Raw genomic sequence first — 14,828 nt, 5'->3', positions numbered from 1 at the left:
ACACAGATATCGGCCACCATTAGATTCAGATAATGCCCCGACCCGGAAAATCCAGTCGGGGCATTCTGTTTATTGACCAGCAATTTAGAAATTCAGAAGCCGGGCATGTCCAGAGCATTATTCAAAGAAAAAATCGGCAAAGGTATTACGCGCCCCCCGGGAAACAGTGAAATTTATGGGGATGTGGGTTTTCGCTTTTTCTCCATTGCCTGCGCCTGGTCCATCATTCTGCTGATCCTGTTTATCCTGTGGATGATCGGCAAACAGGCTATCCCCGCCATGGAAAAATATGGCTTCGGATTTCTTACCGGTACCACCTGGGATGTGAATAAACAGCAGTTTGCCGTTTTACCCGAAATCTGGGGCACCCTGTACAGCTCGATCCTGGCATTGATCTGGGGCGGTATCCTCGGCGTGACTATTGCCATTTTTCTTACCCAGGATTTCATTCACGCCAAGATTGCCAGTGTCTTTCGCCTCACCGTGGAATTACTCGCGGCAATCCCATCGGTGGTGTACGGCCTGTGGGGTATTTATGTGCTGATTCCCCTGCTGCGCCCGGTGGCGCACTGGCTGCATGAACACTTTGACTGGTTCCCGTTTTTCGGCACGGAACTGAGTGGCCCCGGCATGGCGCCGGCGGCGCTGGTCCTGGCAGTAATGATTCTGCCCACCGTCGCCGCCATCTCTGTGGATGCCTTCCGCCAGATCCCGGCAAAAGTCAAAGAAGCCACTTACGGTATGGGCACTACCCGTGCGGAAGCGATCTTCAAGGTGCTGCTGCCAACCGCGTCTTCCGGGTTACTTGCAGCCCTGGTACTTGGTTTTGGCCGCGCCCTCGGCGAAACCATGGCCCTGGCCATGCTGATTGGTAACAGCAACCAGATCAGCCTGTCGTGGTTTTCTCCTGCCAACACCCTGGCATCCTTGATGGCTTCCAGCTTCCCCGAAGCGGGCGGTGTGGAAGTGCAGGCACTGATGTACGCCGCACTGGTGCTGCTGCTGATCACTTTCCTGGTAAACCTCGGAGGCCTGTATATCCAGCAGCTCACCATGCGTAAATTCGAGGGCAGCAAGTGAAGGACCTGAAAACGCCGAAGCAGCTGCGCAAGGAAGGCTGGAAAGGCCTCAACCTCAAGCGCGAACCCTTCGAGAGCCGCTCCCTCGGCAACAGCGTGTTCAGCGGTATGGTGTGGCTGCTGGCCCTGATCGCCGCCATTCCGCTGCTGTCCATTATCTACATGCTGCTGAAACACGGCGGTGCGCGACTGTTCAGTGAGTTTGTTCCGGTACTTACCGAGCTGCCGCCTGCGGGATTTGAAATGGGCGGAGGTATCGGCCCCGCGATTATCGGCACTCTGGTCATGGTGGCTATCGCCAGTACCATCGCGGTACCCATGGGAATTCTCACCGCCATCTCGATCAAAATACTGGGAAGAGAAAGCAAGCTCGCTCATGGGGCCCACTTTACCGCCAAGGTACTTACCGGCTTCCCCTCGATCTTGTCCGGGGTGTTCGTGTACGCGGTGCTGGTCATCAAATTCGGTTACTCGGCGCTGGCCGGTGGTGTAGCGCTCGCGGTACTGATGCTGCCCACCATTATCATCGCTGCGGAAGAAGCGCTCGGCCAGGTACCCAAACGCATGACCGACGCCGCCTATGGTATGGGCTGCACGCCCACCCAGGTGATGTGGAAAATCACCCTGCCCACGGCACTGCCCGGTATCATGACCGGGGTCATGCTGGCGGTGGCCGGTGCAGCCGGCGAGTCCGCGCCGCTGTTATTCACCGCGCTGTTCAGCAACTATTACCTTTCCCATATGAACGAGCCCACTGCCTCGCTGTCGGTGCTGATCTACAACTTTTCGGGAATGCCCTTTGACAACCAGATCGAGCTGGCGTGGACCGCGTCACTGGTTCTGGTGATCATCGTATTGATCTTCAATTTGTTTGCCCGCGCAATCAGCCGCAAGAAAAACTGAGCACGGAAATGAGCCTACCTCGCAGTCAAGCCGCCGACACGGCGCCGTCAGAAACCGTTATCGATTGTCAGATCGACAAAATCCACTACGGTGATTTTCTCGCCGTGCGGGACAGCAAGATTCCCATCGAGCAAAAAAAGATAACCGGATTTATCGGGCCGTCCGGCTGCGGTAAAAGTACCGTATTGCGCTGTCTGAACCGAATGAATGATCTGATCCAGACATTTCGCTTTGAAGGTCAGGTGCACTATCACGGCCAGGATATCTATGCCAAGGATGTAGACCCGGTGGTGGTACGCCGCTATATCGGCATGGTGTTTCAGCAACCCAACCCTTTCTCCATGAGCATTTACGAGAATGTGGCCTTCGGTCTCAAGCTGAATAAGTTCAAAGGGGACATGGACAAGAAGGTCGAGAAGGCACTGAAGCGCGCGGCCCTGTGGGACGAGGTGAAGGACAAACTGAAGGCCAGCGGTCTATCGCTGTCCGGTGGACAGCAACAGCGCCTGTGCATTGCCCGCGCCATTGCCTCGGAACCCGAAGTGCTGCTGATGGACGAACCCTGCTCCGCCCTCGACCCCATCGCTACCCGCCAGATCGAAGAGCTGATGCTCGAACTGAAAAACCGCTACACCGTCGCCATTGTTACCCACAATATGCAGCAGGCCATGCGCGTGGCGGACAACACGGCATTTTTCTCTGTGGATATCTCCCAGGGCGGGCGCACCGGCTACCTGGTAGAAATGGGCAATACCGAGCAGGTATTTGAGAATCCGCAGCAGACCCTGACCAAGGAATATATCTCTGGCGAATTCAGCTGACGTGTGATTAGCGGAAGCTTTTCACCCACCGCACCACGGCCTGGCGTCGCCAGGCCATGAGCGCCAGTGCCACCGCCGCGTAGATGGCCGGCTCGATCCAGCCACTTTTTACCGCCCACCAGAAATGCCAGCAGGCCAGCAGCACCACAAGGTAGAGCAGGCCGTGCAGCTTCTTCCAGTTGCGCCCCATTTTTTTGAGCAGCGCGGGAACGGAAGTCACCGCCAGTGCCAGCAGAATCAGCCAGGCAAAAAAGCCCAGCAAAATATAGCTGCGCTTGATCAGCTCCGCACCGATCAGTGACCAGTCGAGGCCGAGATCCAGTGCCAGCCACGCGGTAAAGTGCAGGCTGGCCCAGGCAAAACACCAGAGTCCCAGGGGCCGGCGCAACCGATTAAGCTGGCCGAAGTGCAGCGTTTTTGCCAGTGGCGAGACCAGCAGGGTGAGCAGCAGCAGGCGAATGGTGCCCATACCCAGGTAGTGAATCAGCTCCTTGACCGGATCGCCGCCGAGACGCCCCTGATTGATGGCGACAAACAGCCACAGCAGCGGTAGCAAAGCGCCGATATGCACAGCGACCTGCAGGCCGGTGGCAACGGGCTTTTTCCACTGCCCCGTCACTAGTAAAACTTCCTCAGATCCATAGTGCTGTACAGGGATGCGACCTCTTCTGCGTAGCCATTAAATGGCAGGGTCGGCTGTCGCTTCACCGAGAATAAACCGCCGGGGCCAATAAATCGCTCGCTGGCCTGGGACCAGCGCGGGTGATCTACCTTCGGGTTCACATTGGCATAGAAGCCATATTCCTGTGGCGCCAGCTTGTTCCAGCTGGTGGGTGGCATCTGTTCAAGCAGTCTGATTTTGACGATGGACTTGATACCCTTGAAGCCGTATTTCCACGGAACCACAAGACGAATGGGGGCGCCGTTCTGGGGCGGCAGGGTTTTTCCATAAAGCCCCACCGAAAGAATGGTGAGCGGGTGCGTGGCCTCATCAATCCGCAGGCCCTCCACGTAGGGATAGTCCACGCCACCACCGATGTAGCGGTTGCGCTGCCCAGGCATCTGTTGCGGATCGTACAGTGTTTCGAAGGCGACATACCTGGCGCGGCTTGTCGGCGCAAAGCGCTTGAGGAACTTGCCAAGCTCGAAGCCCACCCAGGGAATATTCATGGACCAGGCCTCCACACAGCGCATGCGGTAAATGCGCTCTTCCAGGCCAATCTCCCCCATCAGCTTCCACACATCTACGGTGCCTGGCTTTTCCACTTCCCCTTCCACGGTAAGCGTCCAGGGTTCGGTTTTCAGCCCCTGGCTGTTTTCCGCGGGATCGGTTTTGCCGGTCCCGAACTCGTAGAAATTGTTGTGGCTGATGACCTTCGCCTGCGGGGTGAGGACCAGGTCCGGGACGGGTTTCTGCGGCGTGAAGGCGAGCGGTTTGCGCGGGGCGGCCTTTTCCGGCTCGCCGCCGAACAGATCCAGGGCGCGGGCGTTACCGGCGAGCAGCAGGCTGCCGATTCCGGCGCCGAGGCCCGAGATCACACGGCGCCGGGAAACATAGGCGGATTCAGGAGTGGTCCGCTGTTCAGACAGCTGATGGCGAGGGGGCGATTTGATCAGCACGGTATTCTCCTGAAATTAAAGCCGCTATTGAGAGTTGGTCGTCATTGCGGGCCGATTCTTACACGCTTTCGGGAGGCGTTCAGCGGCCGCCACGGAAGTACTCAGGCCTCCGCCGCCAGACGTTGGACCGCGAAATCCCCCATATTGTTCGCGAGCTCCCGCTCGCCGACGAATACCGCGGTGGCCCCTTCCTTGCGCAGCAGCGGCTCCACCTCTTCGTTTTCCGCGCACACCAGGATACTGATCTCCGGTCGCAGCAGCTTCGCCGTCGCCATCATCTTCTGGGTGCGCACCGTATCCGCCACCGTAATGATGAGCATGCGCGCACGGGCCACATGCGCCTGAATCAGCACTTCCTCGTCAGCACCATCGCCGCAGACCGCAGGAATTCCCTGCGCGCGCAGCTGTTCCACCCGCTCCCGTTGAATATCTGCCACCACCACGGACATCCCGGTGTTGCGCAATTGCGCACCGATATGACTGCCAAGTCCTCCATATCCCACAATCAGCGCATGCCCGGTCAGGGAGCGCAGGTCGGTAGTCATCGGCAGCTCCGCCAGCGGGTCGTCGGTACGCTCCATAAACCGCGCGAGCCTGGAGCGGCTGCGCACCCAGCGCTGGGCAGGTTCAATCAGATTAAACAGCAATGGATTGAGCGCAATTGAAATCAGCGCACCGGCAACGATCAGGTTCTGCCCTTGAACCGGCAGCAGCCCGAGAGAGGCCCCGAGCACCGCGAGAATAAAAGAAAACTCACCGATCTGGGCCAGACTCGCCGATACCGTAAACGCCGTATTCAGCGGGTAGCGGAACAGCAGTACCAGCACAAAGGCCGCGAGGGTCTTACCGAAAACAATGATCGCCACCACAGTCAGGACCCGCAGGGGCTCCTCGACCAGCATGGCCGGGTCGAACAGCATTCCCACCGATACAAAGAACAGCACCGCAAAGGCATCGCGCAGGGGCAGCGACTCTTCCGCCGCGCGATGGCTGAGAGCGGACTCCCGCAACACCATGCCGGCGAAGAACGCACCCAGCGCGAAAGACACGCCGAAGATAATCGAGGAGAAATAGGCGATTCCCATGGCAATGGCGATCACCCCAAGGGTAAACAGCTCGCGGGAGCCGGTGCGCGCCACCTGCCACAACAGCCAGGGAAAAAATCGCTTGCCGCCGAGCAGCATCAGCGCAATGAATATCGCCACCTTGCCCAGGGTCAGGGCAACGGTAACCAGCAGTGTTGCCTCGCCACCAGTCCCGGCGTGCGCGCCGGCGTCCTGAGCGCCCACCGCACCCCCGAGCCAACCCGCCAGTGCCGGCAGCAGAACCAGGGCAAACACCATGACCAGGTCTTCTACGATCAACCACCCCACCGCGATGCGTCCGTTCTGGCTGTCCAGCAGGCCTCTCGACTCCAGCCCCCGCAACAGCACTACGGTGCTCGCCACCGATAACGCCAGGCCGAACACCACACTGGCACCAATGCTCCACCCCCACCAATGTGCAACCGCGGCACCGAGGGCGGTCGCCACCAGTATCTGGGCGATGGCGCCGAAGATGGCAATGCGACGCACCGCCATCAGGTCCTTGAGAGAAAAGTGCAGGCCCACACCGAACATCAGCAGAATGACGCCAATTTCCGCCAGCTGCTGCGACAGCGTCACATCCGCCACGAATCCCGGGGTTGCCGGGCCAATCAGGACACCGGCGATCATGTAGCCCAGCAGGGCCGGCATACGCAGGCGCACGGCGACAAATCCCAGAATCAGCGCCAGGCCCAGGGCGACAGAAATGGTTGTGATCAGTGCGATATCGTGGTGCAAATCCCCTCCTGAGAACTCTTTTTTACGGGCACCACAAAGCGCACCGTCCATTGTTCGGCGTTTTAGAATTGTGCGGCAGTTTAGCTGCCAGGGAAGATCAGGTCATAAAGAACTGTTGCAGCCCAACCAGTACATTGGTTGTGGCGACAGAGGCGAGAATCAACCCCATTACGCGGCTGACAATACTGGCTCCGGAATCGCCAATCCAGCGATAGATCCAGTTCGCCGCCAGCAGCAATACCAGCACAATACCCAGCACCGCGAACATGGCGGTGGCGGACTTTACCTGGTGGATGGGATCAAAACGGTGGTTATCCGTCAGCACTACCGCAGCCAGCATGGCACCGGGTGAGGCAATGGAGGGCACGGCAAGGGGGAAAATAGCGGTTTCACGACCATCGCGAATGATCTCCACTTCACTTTCCGGCTTGCCCTCGCCGAAGATCATGGTCAGGGCAAACAGGAACAGTACGATGCCGCCCGCCACCTGGAACGCAGACAGCGGCACACCAATGGCCTCCAGCAGGTATTGCCCCAGCAACAGGAAAAACGTCAGGATGCCGGTTGCTACCGCGACCGCGAGCAGCGCAATTTTGCGCCGCTGCCACTCGGTATGGCGGGACGTGACCGCAATAAACACCGGCAGTGTGCCCACCGGGTCAATGACGGCAAAGAAAAAGACAAAGCTGCTGATCCAATCGTTCAAGTGGTTGCCCGTTCGCCCGTGCTAGTATCGAAGAAATAGAGGACATGATTCCATAAGAGTCTAGTGCATGACAAACCATTCCCCGACAGCGCGCAGAATCGCCAAAACCATCCTCAATGGGTTCGATGCGTATTTTGCGGATTTTCAGAACATGACACTAGGGGCAAAGGCGCGCTTTGAGACTGCCGCATGGCCTGCGGTGCATGAGACCAACAAGGAGCGCATCGATCTCTACAAGATCAAGGTCAATCAGGTGCTGAAACTGGTGCACTCGGTGACCAGCAAGGACACCACCCAGCTGGAGCTCTGGGGGCAGGCCAAGTCCACCTACAGCCAGTTGATTGCCAATCACAACAACTACGAGATTGCCGAGACGTTTTTCAATTCGGTGTTCTGCAGCCAGTTCCAGCACGCACATATTCACGACAGCCACATCTTCGTAAAGCCGTCCCGCGCACCGGACGAGAAGCCGCTGCGGGACTACTCCATCTATATCAGCTACAGCGGGCGCGATGGCCTGACGGCGATGATTGAGGATATCCTCGCCGACTACAGTTTCTCAATTCCCTGGGAAGACATGGCGCGGGATGTGAACAACATCTGCGAGGCCCTGCGCGCGGGTCCGCTCGCCGGCAAGCTGGAGGATGAGGAAGACGAGCAGCGGCTGCGGGTGGATATGCTGGAGTCGGTGTTTTACCGCAACAAGGCGGCGTACCTGGTGGGCCGCCTGATGTTTGCCGGCGAGGTCATCCCGCTGATCCTGCCCTGCCTCAACAACGGTCGCGGCCATGTGTTTGTGGATACCCTGATCCACGACAACGATTCGACCAGTATCATTTTCAGTTTTACCCGCTCCTACTTTATGGTGGATGCACCCATTCCCTCGCGGTTTGTGCGCTTCCTGTCCACCATCATGCCGCTCAAGGAAAAGTCCGAGCTGTACAACTCCATCGGCTTCCACAAGCACGGCAAGACCGAGTTCTACCGCCATATCCTCGCGCATATGAAGGTGAGCAACGACAAGTTCGTGATCGCCCCGGGGATCAAGGGGATGGTGATGAGCGTGTTTACCCTGCCCTCATACCCAGTGGTATTCAAGGTCATCAAGGACAAGTTCGACAATCCCAAGACGGTCACCGAGGAAATCGTCAAGGAGAAGTACAAGTTTGTATCCCGCGCCGATCGGGTAGGACGCATGGCGGATACCCAGGAGTACACCAACTTTATTTTCTACCGCAACCGCTTCAGTGAAGAGCTGCTGAGCGAGCTGCAGGCACTGGCGCCCTCCAAGCTGCATGTGGACGACAAGTGGGTGATCATCAAGCACCTGTATGTAGAGCGGCGCATGGAGCCCCTCAACCTGTATCTCGACCAGGCTGATGAACAGCAGACCATTGAGGCCATGGAAGAATACGGGAATGCGATCAAACAATTGGCGGCGGCGAATATCTTCCCCGGCGATATGCTGCTGAAAAACTTCGGTGTGACCCGACATGGCCGCGTGGTGTTTTACGATTACGACGAGCTCTGCCCTCTCACCGAGTGCAATTTTCGCAAGATTCCCGAACCCCAAACCAGCGAACAGGAACTGGCGGACAGGCCCTGGTACACCGTGGCCGAAGCCGATGTATTCCCGGAAGAGTTCCGTCTGTTTTTTTCCGGCAACCCGGTGGCGCGCAAGGCCTTCGCAGACCAGCACAGTGATCTGTACGATTATCGCTACTGGCAGAAACTGCAGGAGCGTATCCGTGCCGGGCGCGTGGAGAGCACCTTCCCGTATCGCCGCAAGGTACGCTTCAAGCGCAGCAAAACGCCACGCCAGTAAGTACATGACTTGAAATCCACATTTGCGCGGCTGGACGGCGGGCAACTACGGCTATAGTTAAATGAGCGGATTGATACCGAGGAGGTAGAAAGTGCGGTTTTTCGGTGGTAGCACACTGTGCACAGGCTTGGCGCTGTGGAGCATGGCAATGACTGGCTGTGGATATCTCCCCAGTGAAATGGCGCCGAAACCCAAGGCCACCGCATCAAAAGCCCCGGAGACTGCTGCGGGGGTGAATGTTCACGCCGCCAGCTGCGACACTCGCGCCAAAGGCTATGACGTAGTGACCTTTGGCGACCTCTACGAGATCACCGGCGATCCCAGAGATCCCTTCCGACCCGCCGGAAATGCACCCGCAAAATACGACGTGCGCGCCTTCGTATGGGGATACGACAACTGTATGGCGAAGGGCAACTGTGCCCACGGCGACCACTACTGGCTGATTGGCCGTGGCCCCGAGGGTGACTTCTCCACCTGGGTTGTCACCCCCCAGTTTCCACGAATTACCATAGAATCCCGCTGCAAAGCACACCTGAAAGTGGGTGAGCGCTACCGCTTTTCATTCGAAAACGGAAAGTTGGTGGGGTTCAGCAAAAACTAAATTTCGCGTTTTTTCAGATACCGGTAAATGGCATCCTGCGAACGCACATTGCGTTTACTCGCGCGATTGGCGATACGACTGTTGGTCTGTTCCGCATCCAGTATTCGCGCTTTCTGATTATCCTGCCACTGCAACTCCAGAATATGCATCACCGTCTCGCGGTGCTCCTCGGCCAGCAGCGGAAAGGTGACCTCAACGCGATGGTCCAGATTGCGTGTCATCAAGTCTGCAGAGGACAGGTACACCCGCTGATCACCGCCGTTGTGGAAAGCATACACCCGCGCGTGTTCCAGGAACTTATCCACCAGGCTGATCACCTTGATATTGTCCGAGAGCCCCTTTTCCTGACACTGCAGCGCACACATGCTGCGCACTATAATCCGCACTCGCACGCCCGCCACATTGGCGCGGTATAGATATTCAATTATCTCGCGATCCACCAGATTGTTGCACTTAATGAATATTTCCGCCGCTTGCCCTGCGGCGGCCGCGTCAATCTCCCGCTCAATGGCTGCCAGGATATTGGGCCGGTTGCTGTGGGGCGAGCTCCAGATGTGGTGATATTCGGGCTGCAGGTGCGGCTGCTTGATAAAATCGAACACCCGGTAGGCATCCTGCCCCAGCTTGGTATCGCTGGAGAGCAGACTGAAGTCACAGTAAAAACGCGCGGTACTCTCGTTGAAGTTTCCGGTACCAAAGTGGCTGTAATAGCGGTCGCGGCCGTTTTCTTCACGCACGATGGAAATCAACTTGCAGTGCACCTTCAGGCCTGGCACACCGTAAATAACGTCCACGCCGGCATCGCTCAGCTCGTTGGACCAGTGGATGTTCGCCTGCTCGTCAAAACGCGCCTGCAACTCCACCACAGCCGTCACCTGCTTCTGGTTGCGCACCGCGTTTACCAATGCAGCCACCACCCGGGAGTTTTTCGCCACCCGATACAGGTTGATACGGATTTCCCGTACCTTGGGGTCAATGGCAGCCGAGGCCAGCAGTTTGGTTATCACGCGAAAGTCGTGATACGGGTAATAGCAAAGCCGTTCTTTGGCGTCGAGCCAGTCAAAAATATTCGCGCTATCCGGCAGTGTTGGCAGGGGTTTGATGGCGCGGTAGGTGTGCTGCTTGATATCCGCCGGGAAGCTCATGAAGTCTTTCGAGTTGTGATAGCGGCCACCCGGGGTGTAGCTGTCGTAGCGCCCCATCTTCAGTTTTTTCTTGATCAGCTGCAGCAGCGCTTCCGGCATGGTGGAGTCGTACACCAAACGCACCGGTTCCGCCTGCTTGCGCTTCTTCAGGGACTTCGCCACCCGGTCGACGATATTCTGGGTAACGTGCTCCCCCAGCTCCAGCTCTGCGTCGCGGCTGATTTTGAAAGTAAACGCCGCCGCTTTTTCAATGGGCAACACATAGCGGAACACTTCCACCAGACAGGCGCGGATCACATTGTCGAGCACAATATAGACCTTCTCGTGCTTCTGCTCCCGGTGGGGAATGGCGATAAAGCGCGGCAGGATATCCGTGGGGATCTCCAATGCGGCAAAACGCAGACTGCCGTCCTCAAGTTCCAGATAAATACCGAAGTAAATGCTCGCTTCGTTCAGTAGCGGCATGGTGTCGCGATCGTCTATGAAAAAGGGTTCGAGCTCCGGCAGAACTTCCCGGTGGAAATACTCTTCGACATATTCCCGCTGGCCGTCAGTGAGCTGGCGCTCATTGATCAGGTGGATGTTGTTCTTGCCAAGATCCTCCAGCACCTTGGTGTAGGCATTCCCGAAGCGTGCCTGCAGACGCAATACCTTCTCATTGATATTGCCCAGCAGTTCAGAAAAATCATCTTTCTTCTTGCTGCCTTTGGTAAAAGTGGCCAGGCGGCGCACATCCGCTACGCGAACCCGGTAGAATTCGTCCAGGTTGTTGGAGAAGATACCCAGAAAACGCACCCGCTCAATCATCGGTACACTTTCGTCTTCCACTTCCTGCAATACGCGGGCATTGAAAGACAGCCAGCTGAGCTCTTTGGGATAGATGGGGATGTCGTTTGCCATACTCTCTACTGCAGTTACGGTGGAAGGCGTTGCGGCGCCGGTGTCTTCCGAGGGTATCAGCCCCGTTGGCTGCGCCAAATTATTCGGTTTCAAGTGTGTGAACTTCCATTGAAGCCATAGTTCATTGCGACACAGTTTGCTACATTTTTGTTACAGCGATTTGACAGCGAAAAACATGACAACAGAGTCCTCGACAGCCAACCCGCAGGAAGAGCTCCACGAACGCTACGCGGCACTGGATCTCGGCTCCAACAGCTTCCACCTGCTGCTGGCAGAGTTCCGCGATCAGCGCATGGTGCGCCTGCACACTGATCGCGCCATGGTGCGCCTGGCGGAGGGCCTGGATGCAGCCCGCAATCTCGACCCCATGGTAGCCGAACGGGCACTGGAAGCGCTGCGGCGTTTTGCGCCAGTCATACAGGACCTGCCACTGGACAGTGTGCGCGTCGTCGGTACCAACACCCTGCGCGCCGCCAGCACCCGCGCCGATGGTTTCCTCGAATCCGCGGAGGCAATTCTCGGCGCACCCATCGAAATCATTTCCGGTATTGAAGAGGCACGCCTGATTTATTCCGGTGTCATGGCGGCCGCCGAGGGCCCGACCCGCCTGCGCTGCGTCATTGATATCGGCGGTGGCTCCACGGAGCTGGTACGAGGAATGGAAGCGCCCCGCCAGCTGCAGAGTATCAGCATGGGTTGCGTGGCATTTAACCGACGCTTTTTCGACAGCGGCAAGATCGACAATGGCAAGCACAATAACTTTGTCCGCGCCCGTCGCGCGGCTCAGGCCGAGCTGCAGGAGTTGCAGCATATGGCGGATGACGCACTGGTAATGGGCGCTTCCGGCACCGTCAAGTCGGTGGCCCGGGTACTCAACGATGGCGAGCTGCTGCCAATCCTGCGCGAAGATATCGATGCCCTGGCAGAGAAAGTGGCCAGGTTCAAAACCGTTGATGCCATTGAACTTCCGCATCTCGACCCGGAGCGGCGACCGGTGTTCGCGGCGGGCCTCGCTATTTTGCACGGTATTTTCCGCGAGCTGGATATCCAGGAGATGCACATTTCCCCCTATGCCATTCGCGAAGGGATCGTTCACGATCTCGCCGGACGCGCATCAGGCGGCGACCGCCGCGCAGATACCGTCGCCAATCTCATGGAGCGAGGGGAAATTGACCGGGGGCAGGCTAAACGCGTCGCCAATACGGCGCTGCAGTTTTTCGGCCAGCTCAATCCCCACTCCATGCTGAGCCAACGGCGATTGTTGCACTGGGCAGCGGATCTACACGAGCTCGGGCTATCCCTGTCCCATAGCAGTTTCCGCAAGCTGGGCGCCTACATGATTGAACACGCGGACATGGCAGGTTTCAGTAAGAGCGAACAGGAAAACCTCGCCTACCTGGTGCGCAACCAGCGCGGCGATATCAAGGCGGTACAGGAACACTACGGTTTCCATCCCAACAACGACCTGCTGCTGTGCCTGCGCCTCGCCTGCATTGTGCATAGAGACCATGTGGATCGCGCAATCGATGGCCTGCAGCTATCCGCGGAAGGCCCGGGCTACCACTTACAGGCGCCCGCTAATTGGCTGTACCAGTTCCCGGCGATCGAAGACCTTCTCTATATGGAAGTGGACTGCTGGGAAGACAAAAGCATCAAGCTGGCATTATCGTCCCCGTGAGTACAAAAACATCCCTGAACAAACTGCACCTGCAGCATCGCTACGCCGACCTTGGCGCCGTGTTTGGCACCCCCACGCAGCCTGCCCCGCTACAGAATCCACACACAATTCACGTCAATCCGGCAGTGATGGAAATTCTCGGGCTGAACGCCGATGATCGGCAACACCCGGACTGGGCGCAATTGACCAGCGGAGCAAAGCTATTCCCGGGCAGTGTGCCGTTCGCGATGCTGGAAGCGCAGCAAAAGCTGGTAGAGTTTGTAACAGCGCAATTTCTGCCTGAGTCCGCCGGCGAATCGATATAGAAACCGGCGGAAGCACTGCTACGGCTTACCGTTCAGCGCAGTGCAGAGCTGGTCGCCGGCTGGCAATCGGTAGGGTTTGCGCACGGTGTACTGAATACCGACAACATGTCGATCATTGGCGACACCTTCGACTTCGGTCCTTACGGCTTCCTGGATGACTACGAGCCGGGGTTTATCTGCAATCACTCGGATCATACCGGCCGCTACGCCTTCGACGCACAACCTGGTGTCGTGTTGTGGAATCTCAATGCACTGGCCCACGCATTTTCCAGCCTGCTGGATACGGAAACACTGAAAGATTGCCTGGGGCAGTACCAACCGCTGCTAATCGAATGTTACGCGGCGCGTATGCGACAAAAGCTTGGGCTCGCCATTGCGGATGATGGCGACCAGCAACTGTGTGCCGACCTGCTGCAGGTACTGGAAGCGGGGCGCGTCGATTACCCACTGTTTTTCCGCACCCTCTCCCACTACAACGGCGAGCGACCCGCCGCCTCGCTGGAGCTGTTGGTACCTGCAGCGGAACAGGGAGCGCTCGCCAGCTGGCTCTCGCACTATGACCGACGGCTGCAAAAGGAGACACGCACCGCGGAAGCCCGCAGTCGGGACATGTTGCTGACCAACCCCAAGTTCGTATTGCGCAACTATCTGGCGCAACAGGTAATCGAGGCGGCGGAGGCCGGGGACTACCAGCCCCTGGCGACCCTGTTTGACTTGCTGCAGTCGCCATTCGACGAGCACCGGCAACACGCGCAGTGGGCAGCCGCACCACCGGAGGCAGAAAAGCACCTGCCAATCAGCTGCTCTTCGTGAGCCCTGTGTTTACGCAGTTTTGCCACTAACTGCCACTCCACGGGTAGCAGATACTCACCGCCCAAGGAAAGCGGGAACATCTACACTAATATTGAAGTCCCAATGCTGTTGTGACCATAAAAAATGTTATGGTCACACCCTGACCAATAGCGATGGATCTCCCCATGAAAACACTGATTACTGCTGTGAGCGCCCTGCTTCTCTCCACCCAGCTGGCCTTTGCCGATGTGGTCGGTCGCTGGACCACCATTGACGATGAAACCGGCCAGAAAAAGTCGGTGGTGGAAATCTACGAACAGGGTGGCAAATATTACGGCAAGGTGGTGGACCTGCTGATGAAGCCGGATGACACCGTCTGTGAAGCCTGCCCTGGCTCCAACAAGGGCAAGAAAATTGTCGGCATGAATGTGATCACCGATATGGTGAAAAAAGGCAATGTGTACGAAGGCGGTCAGATTCTCGACCCGGTCAAGGGCAAAGTCTATGACTGCAAGATGTGGGAGGAAGGCGGCAACCTGAAGGTTCGCGGCTATCTGGGCTTCTTCTACCGCACCCAGACCTGGTACCCGGCGAAATAAGCCAATAAGAGGGCATAACGCCCTCTTATTT

Annotated in this window: 14 protein-coding genes; 9 read left to right on the top strand and 5 right to left on the bottom strand. The window is 57.6% G+C overall.

What is annotated here, in order from left to right:
* Positions 1 to 105 precede the first annotated feature (105 nt).
* The 3 genes from pstC to pstB are packed head-to-tail and all read left to right on the top strand — an operon-like array spanning position 106 to position 2,803.
* Positions 106 to 1,080, top strand: a complete 975-nt coding sequence (pstC, locus tag ACXAG1_RS12810; RefSeq protein ID WP_475090701.1) for a phosphate ABC transporter permease subunit PstC — start codon at positions 106 to 108, stop codon at positions 1,078 to 1,080.
* Positions 1,077 to 1,982, top strand: a complete 906-nt coding sequence (gene pstA / locus ACXAG1_RS12805; protein ID WP_475090703.1) for a phosphate ABC transporter permease PstA — start codon at positions 1,077 to 1,079, stop codon at positions 1,980 to 1,982. Before pstC ends, pstA begins: the two co-directional genes overlap by 4 nt.
* Positions 1,983 to 1,990: 8 nt before the next feature.
* Entirely contained in the window at positions 1,991 to 2,803 is an 813-nt protein-coding gene (gene pstB / locus ACXAG1_RS12800; RefSeq protein ID WP_231759479.1) for a phosphate ABC transporter ATP-binding protein PstB, read from the top strand.
* Between the two features lie 7 nt (positions 2,804 to 2,810).
* On the opposite strand, the gene ACXAG1_RS12795 is transcribed toward pstB, so the two are convergent.
* The 4 genes from ACXAG1_RS12795 to ACXAG1_RS12780 all read right to left on the bottom strand — a co-directional run bounded on the left by ACXAG1_RS12795 (position 2,811) and on the right by ACXAG1_RS12780 (position 6,952).
* A complete protein-coding gene (locus ACXAG1_RS12795; RefSeq protein WP_475090706.1) occupies positions 2,811 to 3,422 on the bottom strand; it encodes a protein-methionine-sulfoxide reductase heme-binding subunit MsrQ in 612 nt (203 codons plus the stop codon).
* Positions 3,422 to 4,423 (bottom strand): protein-methionine-sulfoxide reductase catalytic subunit MsrP, encoded by a 1,002-nt coding sequence (gene msrP, locus ACXAG1_RS12790; protein WP_475119905.1) that lies wholly within the window; start codon positions 4,421 to 4,423, stop codon positions 3,422 to 3,424. The genes ACXAG1_RS12795 and msrP overlap by 1 nt, the downstream gene beginning before the upstream one ends.
* 101 nt (positions 4,424 to 4,524) lie before the next feature.
* Positions 4,525 to 6,246: a cation:proton antiporter domain-containing protein gene (locus ACXAG1_RS12785; RefSeq protein WP_475119904.1), complete on the bottom strand. Its 1,722-nt coding sequence runs from the start codon at positions 6,244 to 6,246 to the stop codon at positions 4,525 to 4,527.
* A gap of 97 nt (positions 6,247 to 6,343) precedes the next feature.
* Positions 6,344 to 6,952 (bottom strand): MarC family protein, encoded by a 609-nt coding sequence (locus ACXAG1_RS12780; RefSeq protein WP_475090710.1) that lies wholly within the window; start codon positions 6,950 to 6,952, stop codon positions 6,344 to 6,346.
* A 67-nt stretch (positions 6,953 to 7,019) separates the two neighbouring features.
* On the opposite strand from ACXAG1_RS12780, the gene aceK reads away from it, so the two are divergent.
* Both aceK and ACXAG1_RS12770 read left to right on the top strand, forming a co-directional pair.
* On the top strand, positions 7,020 to 8,777 hold the full coding sequence (gene aceK / locus ACXAG1_RS12775; protein ID WP_475090711.1) for a bifunctional isocitrate dehydrogenase kinase/phosphatase: 1,758 nt from the start codon (positions 7,020 to 7,022) through the stop codon (positions 8,775 to 8,777).
* 148 nt (positions 8,778 to 8,925) lie between these two features.
* Positions 8,926 to 9,378: a hypothetical protein gene (locus tag ACXAG1_RS12770; RefSeq protein WP_475090712.1), complete on the top strand. Its 453-nt coding sequence runs from the start codon at positions 8,926 to 8,928 to the stop codon at positions 9,376 to 9,378.
* Here the strand turns inward: ACXAG1_RS12770 and ppk1 are convergent.
* On the bottom strand, positions 9,375 to 11,516 hold the full coding sequence (gene ppk1 / locus ACXAG1_RS12765) for a polyphosphate kinase 1 (RefSeq protein ID WP_475119903.1): 2,142 nt from the start codon (positions 11,514 to 11,516) through the stop codon (positions 9,375 to 9,377). The genes ACXAG1_RS12770 and ppk1 overlap by 4 nt on opposite strands.
* Positions 11,517 to 11,598: 82 nt before the next feature.
* Between ppk1 and ACXAG1_RS12760 the strand changes: the two genes are divergently transcribed.
* The 4 genes from ACXAG1_RS12760 (at position 11,599) to ACXAG1_RS12745 (ending at position 14,797) form a co-directional block, all read left to right on the top strand.
* Positions 11,599 to 13,101, top strand: a complete 1,503-nt coding sequence (locus tag ACXAG1_RS12760; protein WP_475119902.1) for a Ppx/GppA phosphatase family protein — start codon at positions 11,599 to 11,601, stop codon at positions 13,099 to 13,101.
* Complete coding sequence (locus ACXAG1_RS12755) at positions 13,098 to 13,406, top strand: hypothetical protein (protein ID WP_475119901.1); 309 nt, start codon at positions 13,098 to 13,100, stop codon at positions 13,404 to 13,406. The genes ACXAG1_RS12760 and ACXAG1_RS12755 overlap by 4 nt, the downstream gene beginning before the upstream one ends.
* A gap of 15 nt (positions 13,407 to 13,421) precedes the next feature.
* The gene (locus ACXAG1_RS12750; RefSeq protein WP_475119909.1) at positions 13,422 to 14,219 is read left to right on the top strand and encodes a protein adenylyltransferase SelO family protein; all 798 of its coding nucleotides are present in this window, start codon (positions 13,422 to 13,424) and stop codon (positions 14,217 to 14,219) included.
* Between the two features lie 164 nt (positions 14,220 to 14,383).
* Positions 14,384 to 14,797 (top strand): DUF2147 domain-containing protein, encoded by a 414-nt coding sequence (locus ACXAG1_RS12745; protein WP_475090717.1) that lies wholly within the window; start codon positions 14,384 to 14,386, stop codon positions 14,795 to 14,797.
* The last annotated feature ends 31 nt before the right edge of the window (positions 14,798 to 14,828 follow it).

Source organism: Microbulbifer sp. ABE4_465 (genome assembly GCF_056160765.1).
Note: the sequence above shows the minus strand (reverse complement) of the source record. Positions and strands in the feature narration are given on the sequence as shown.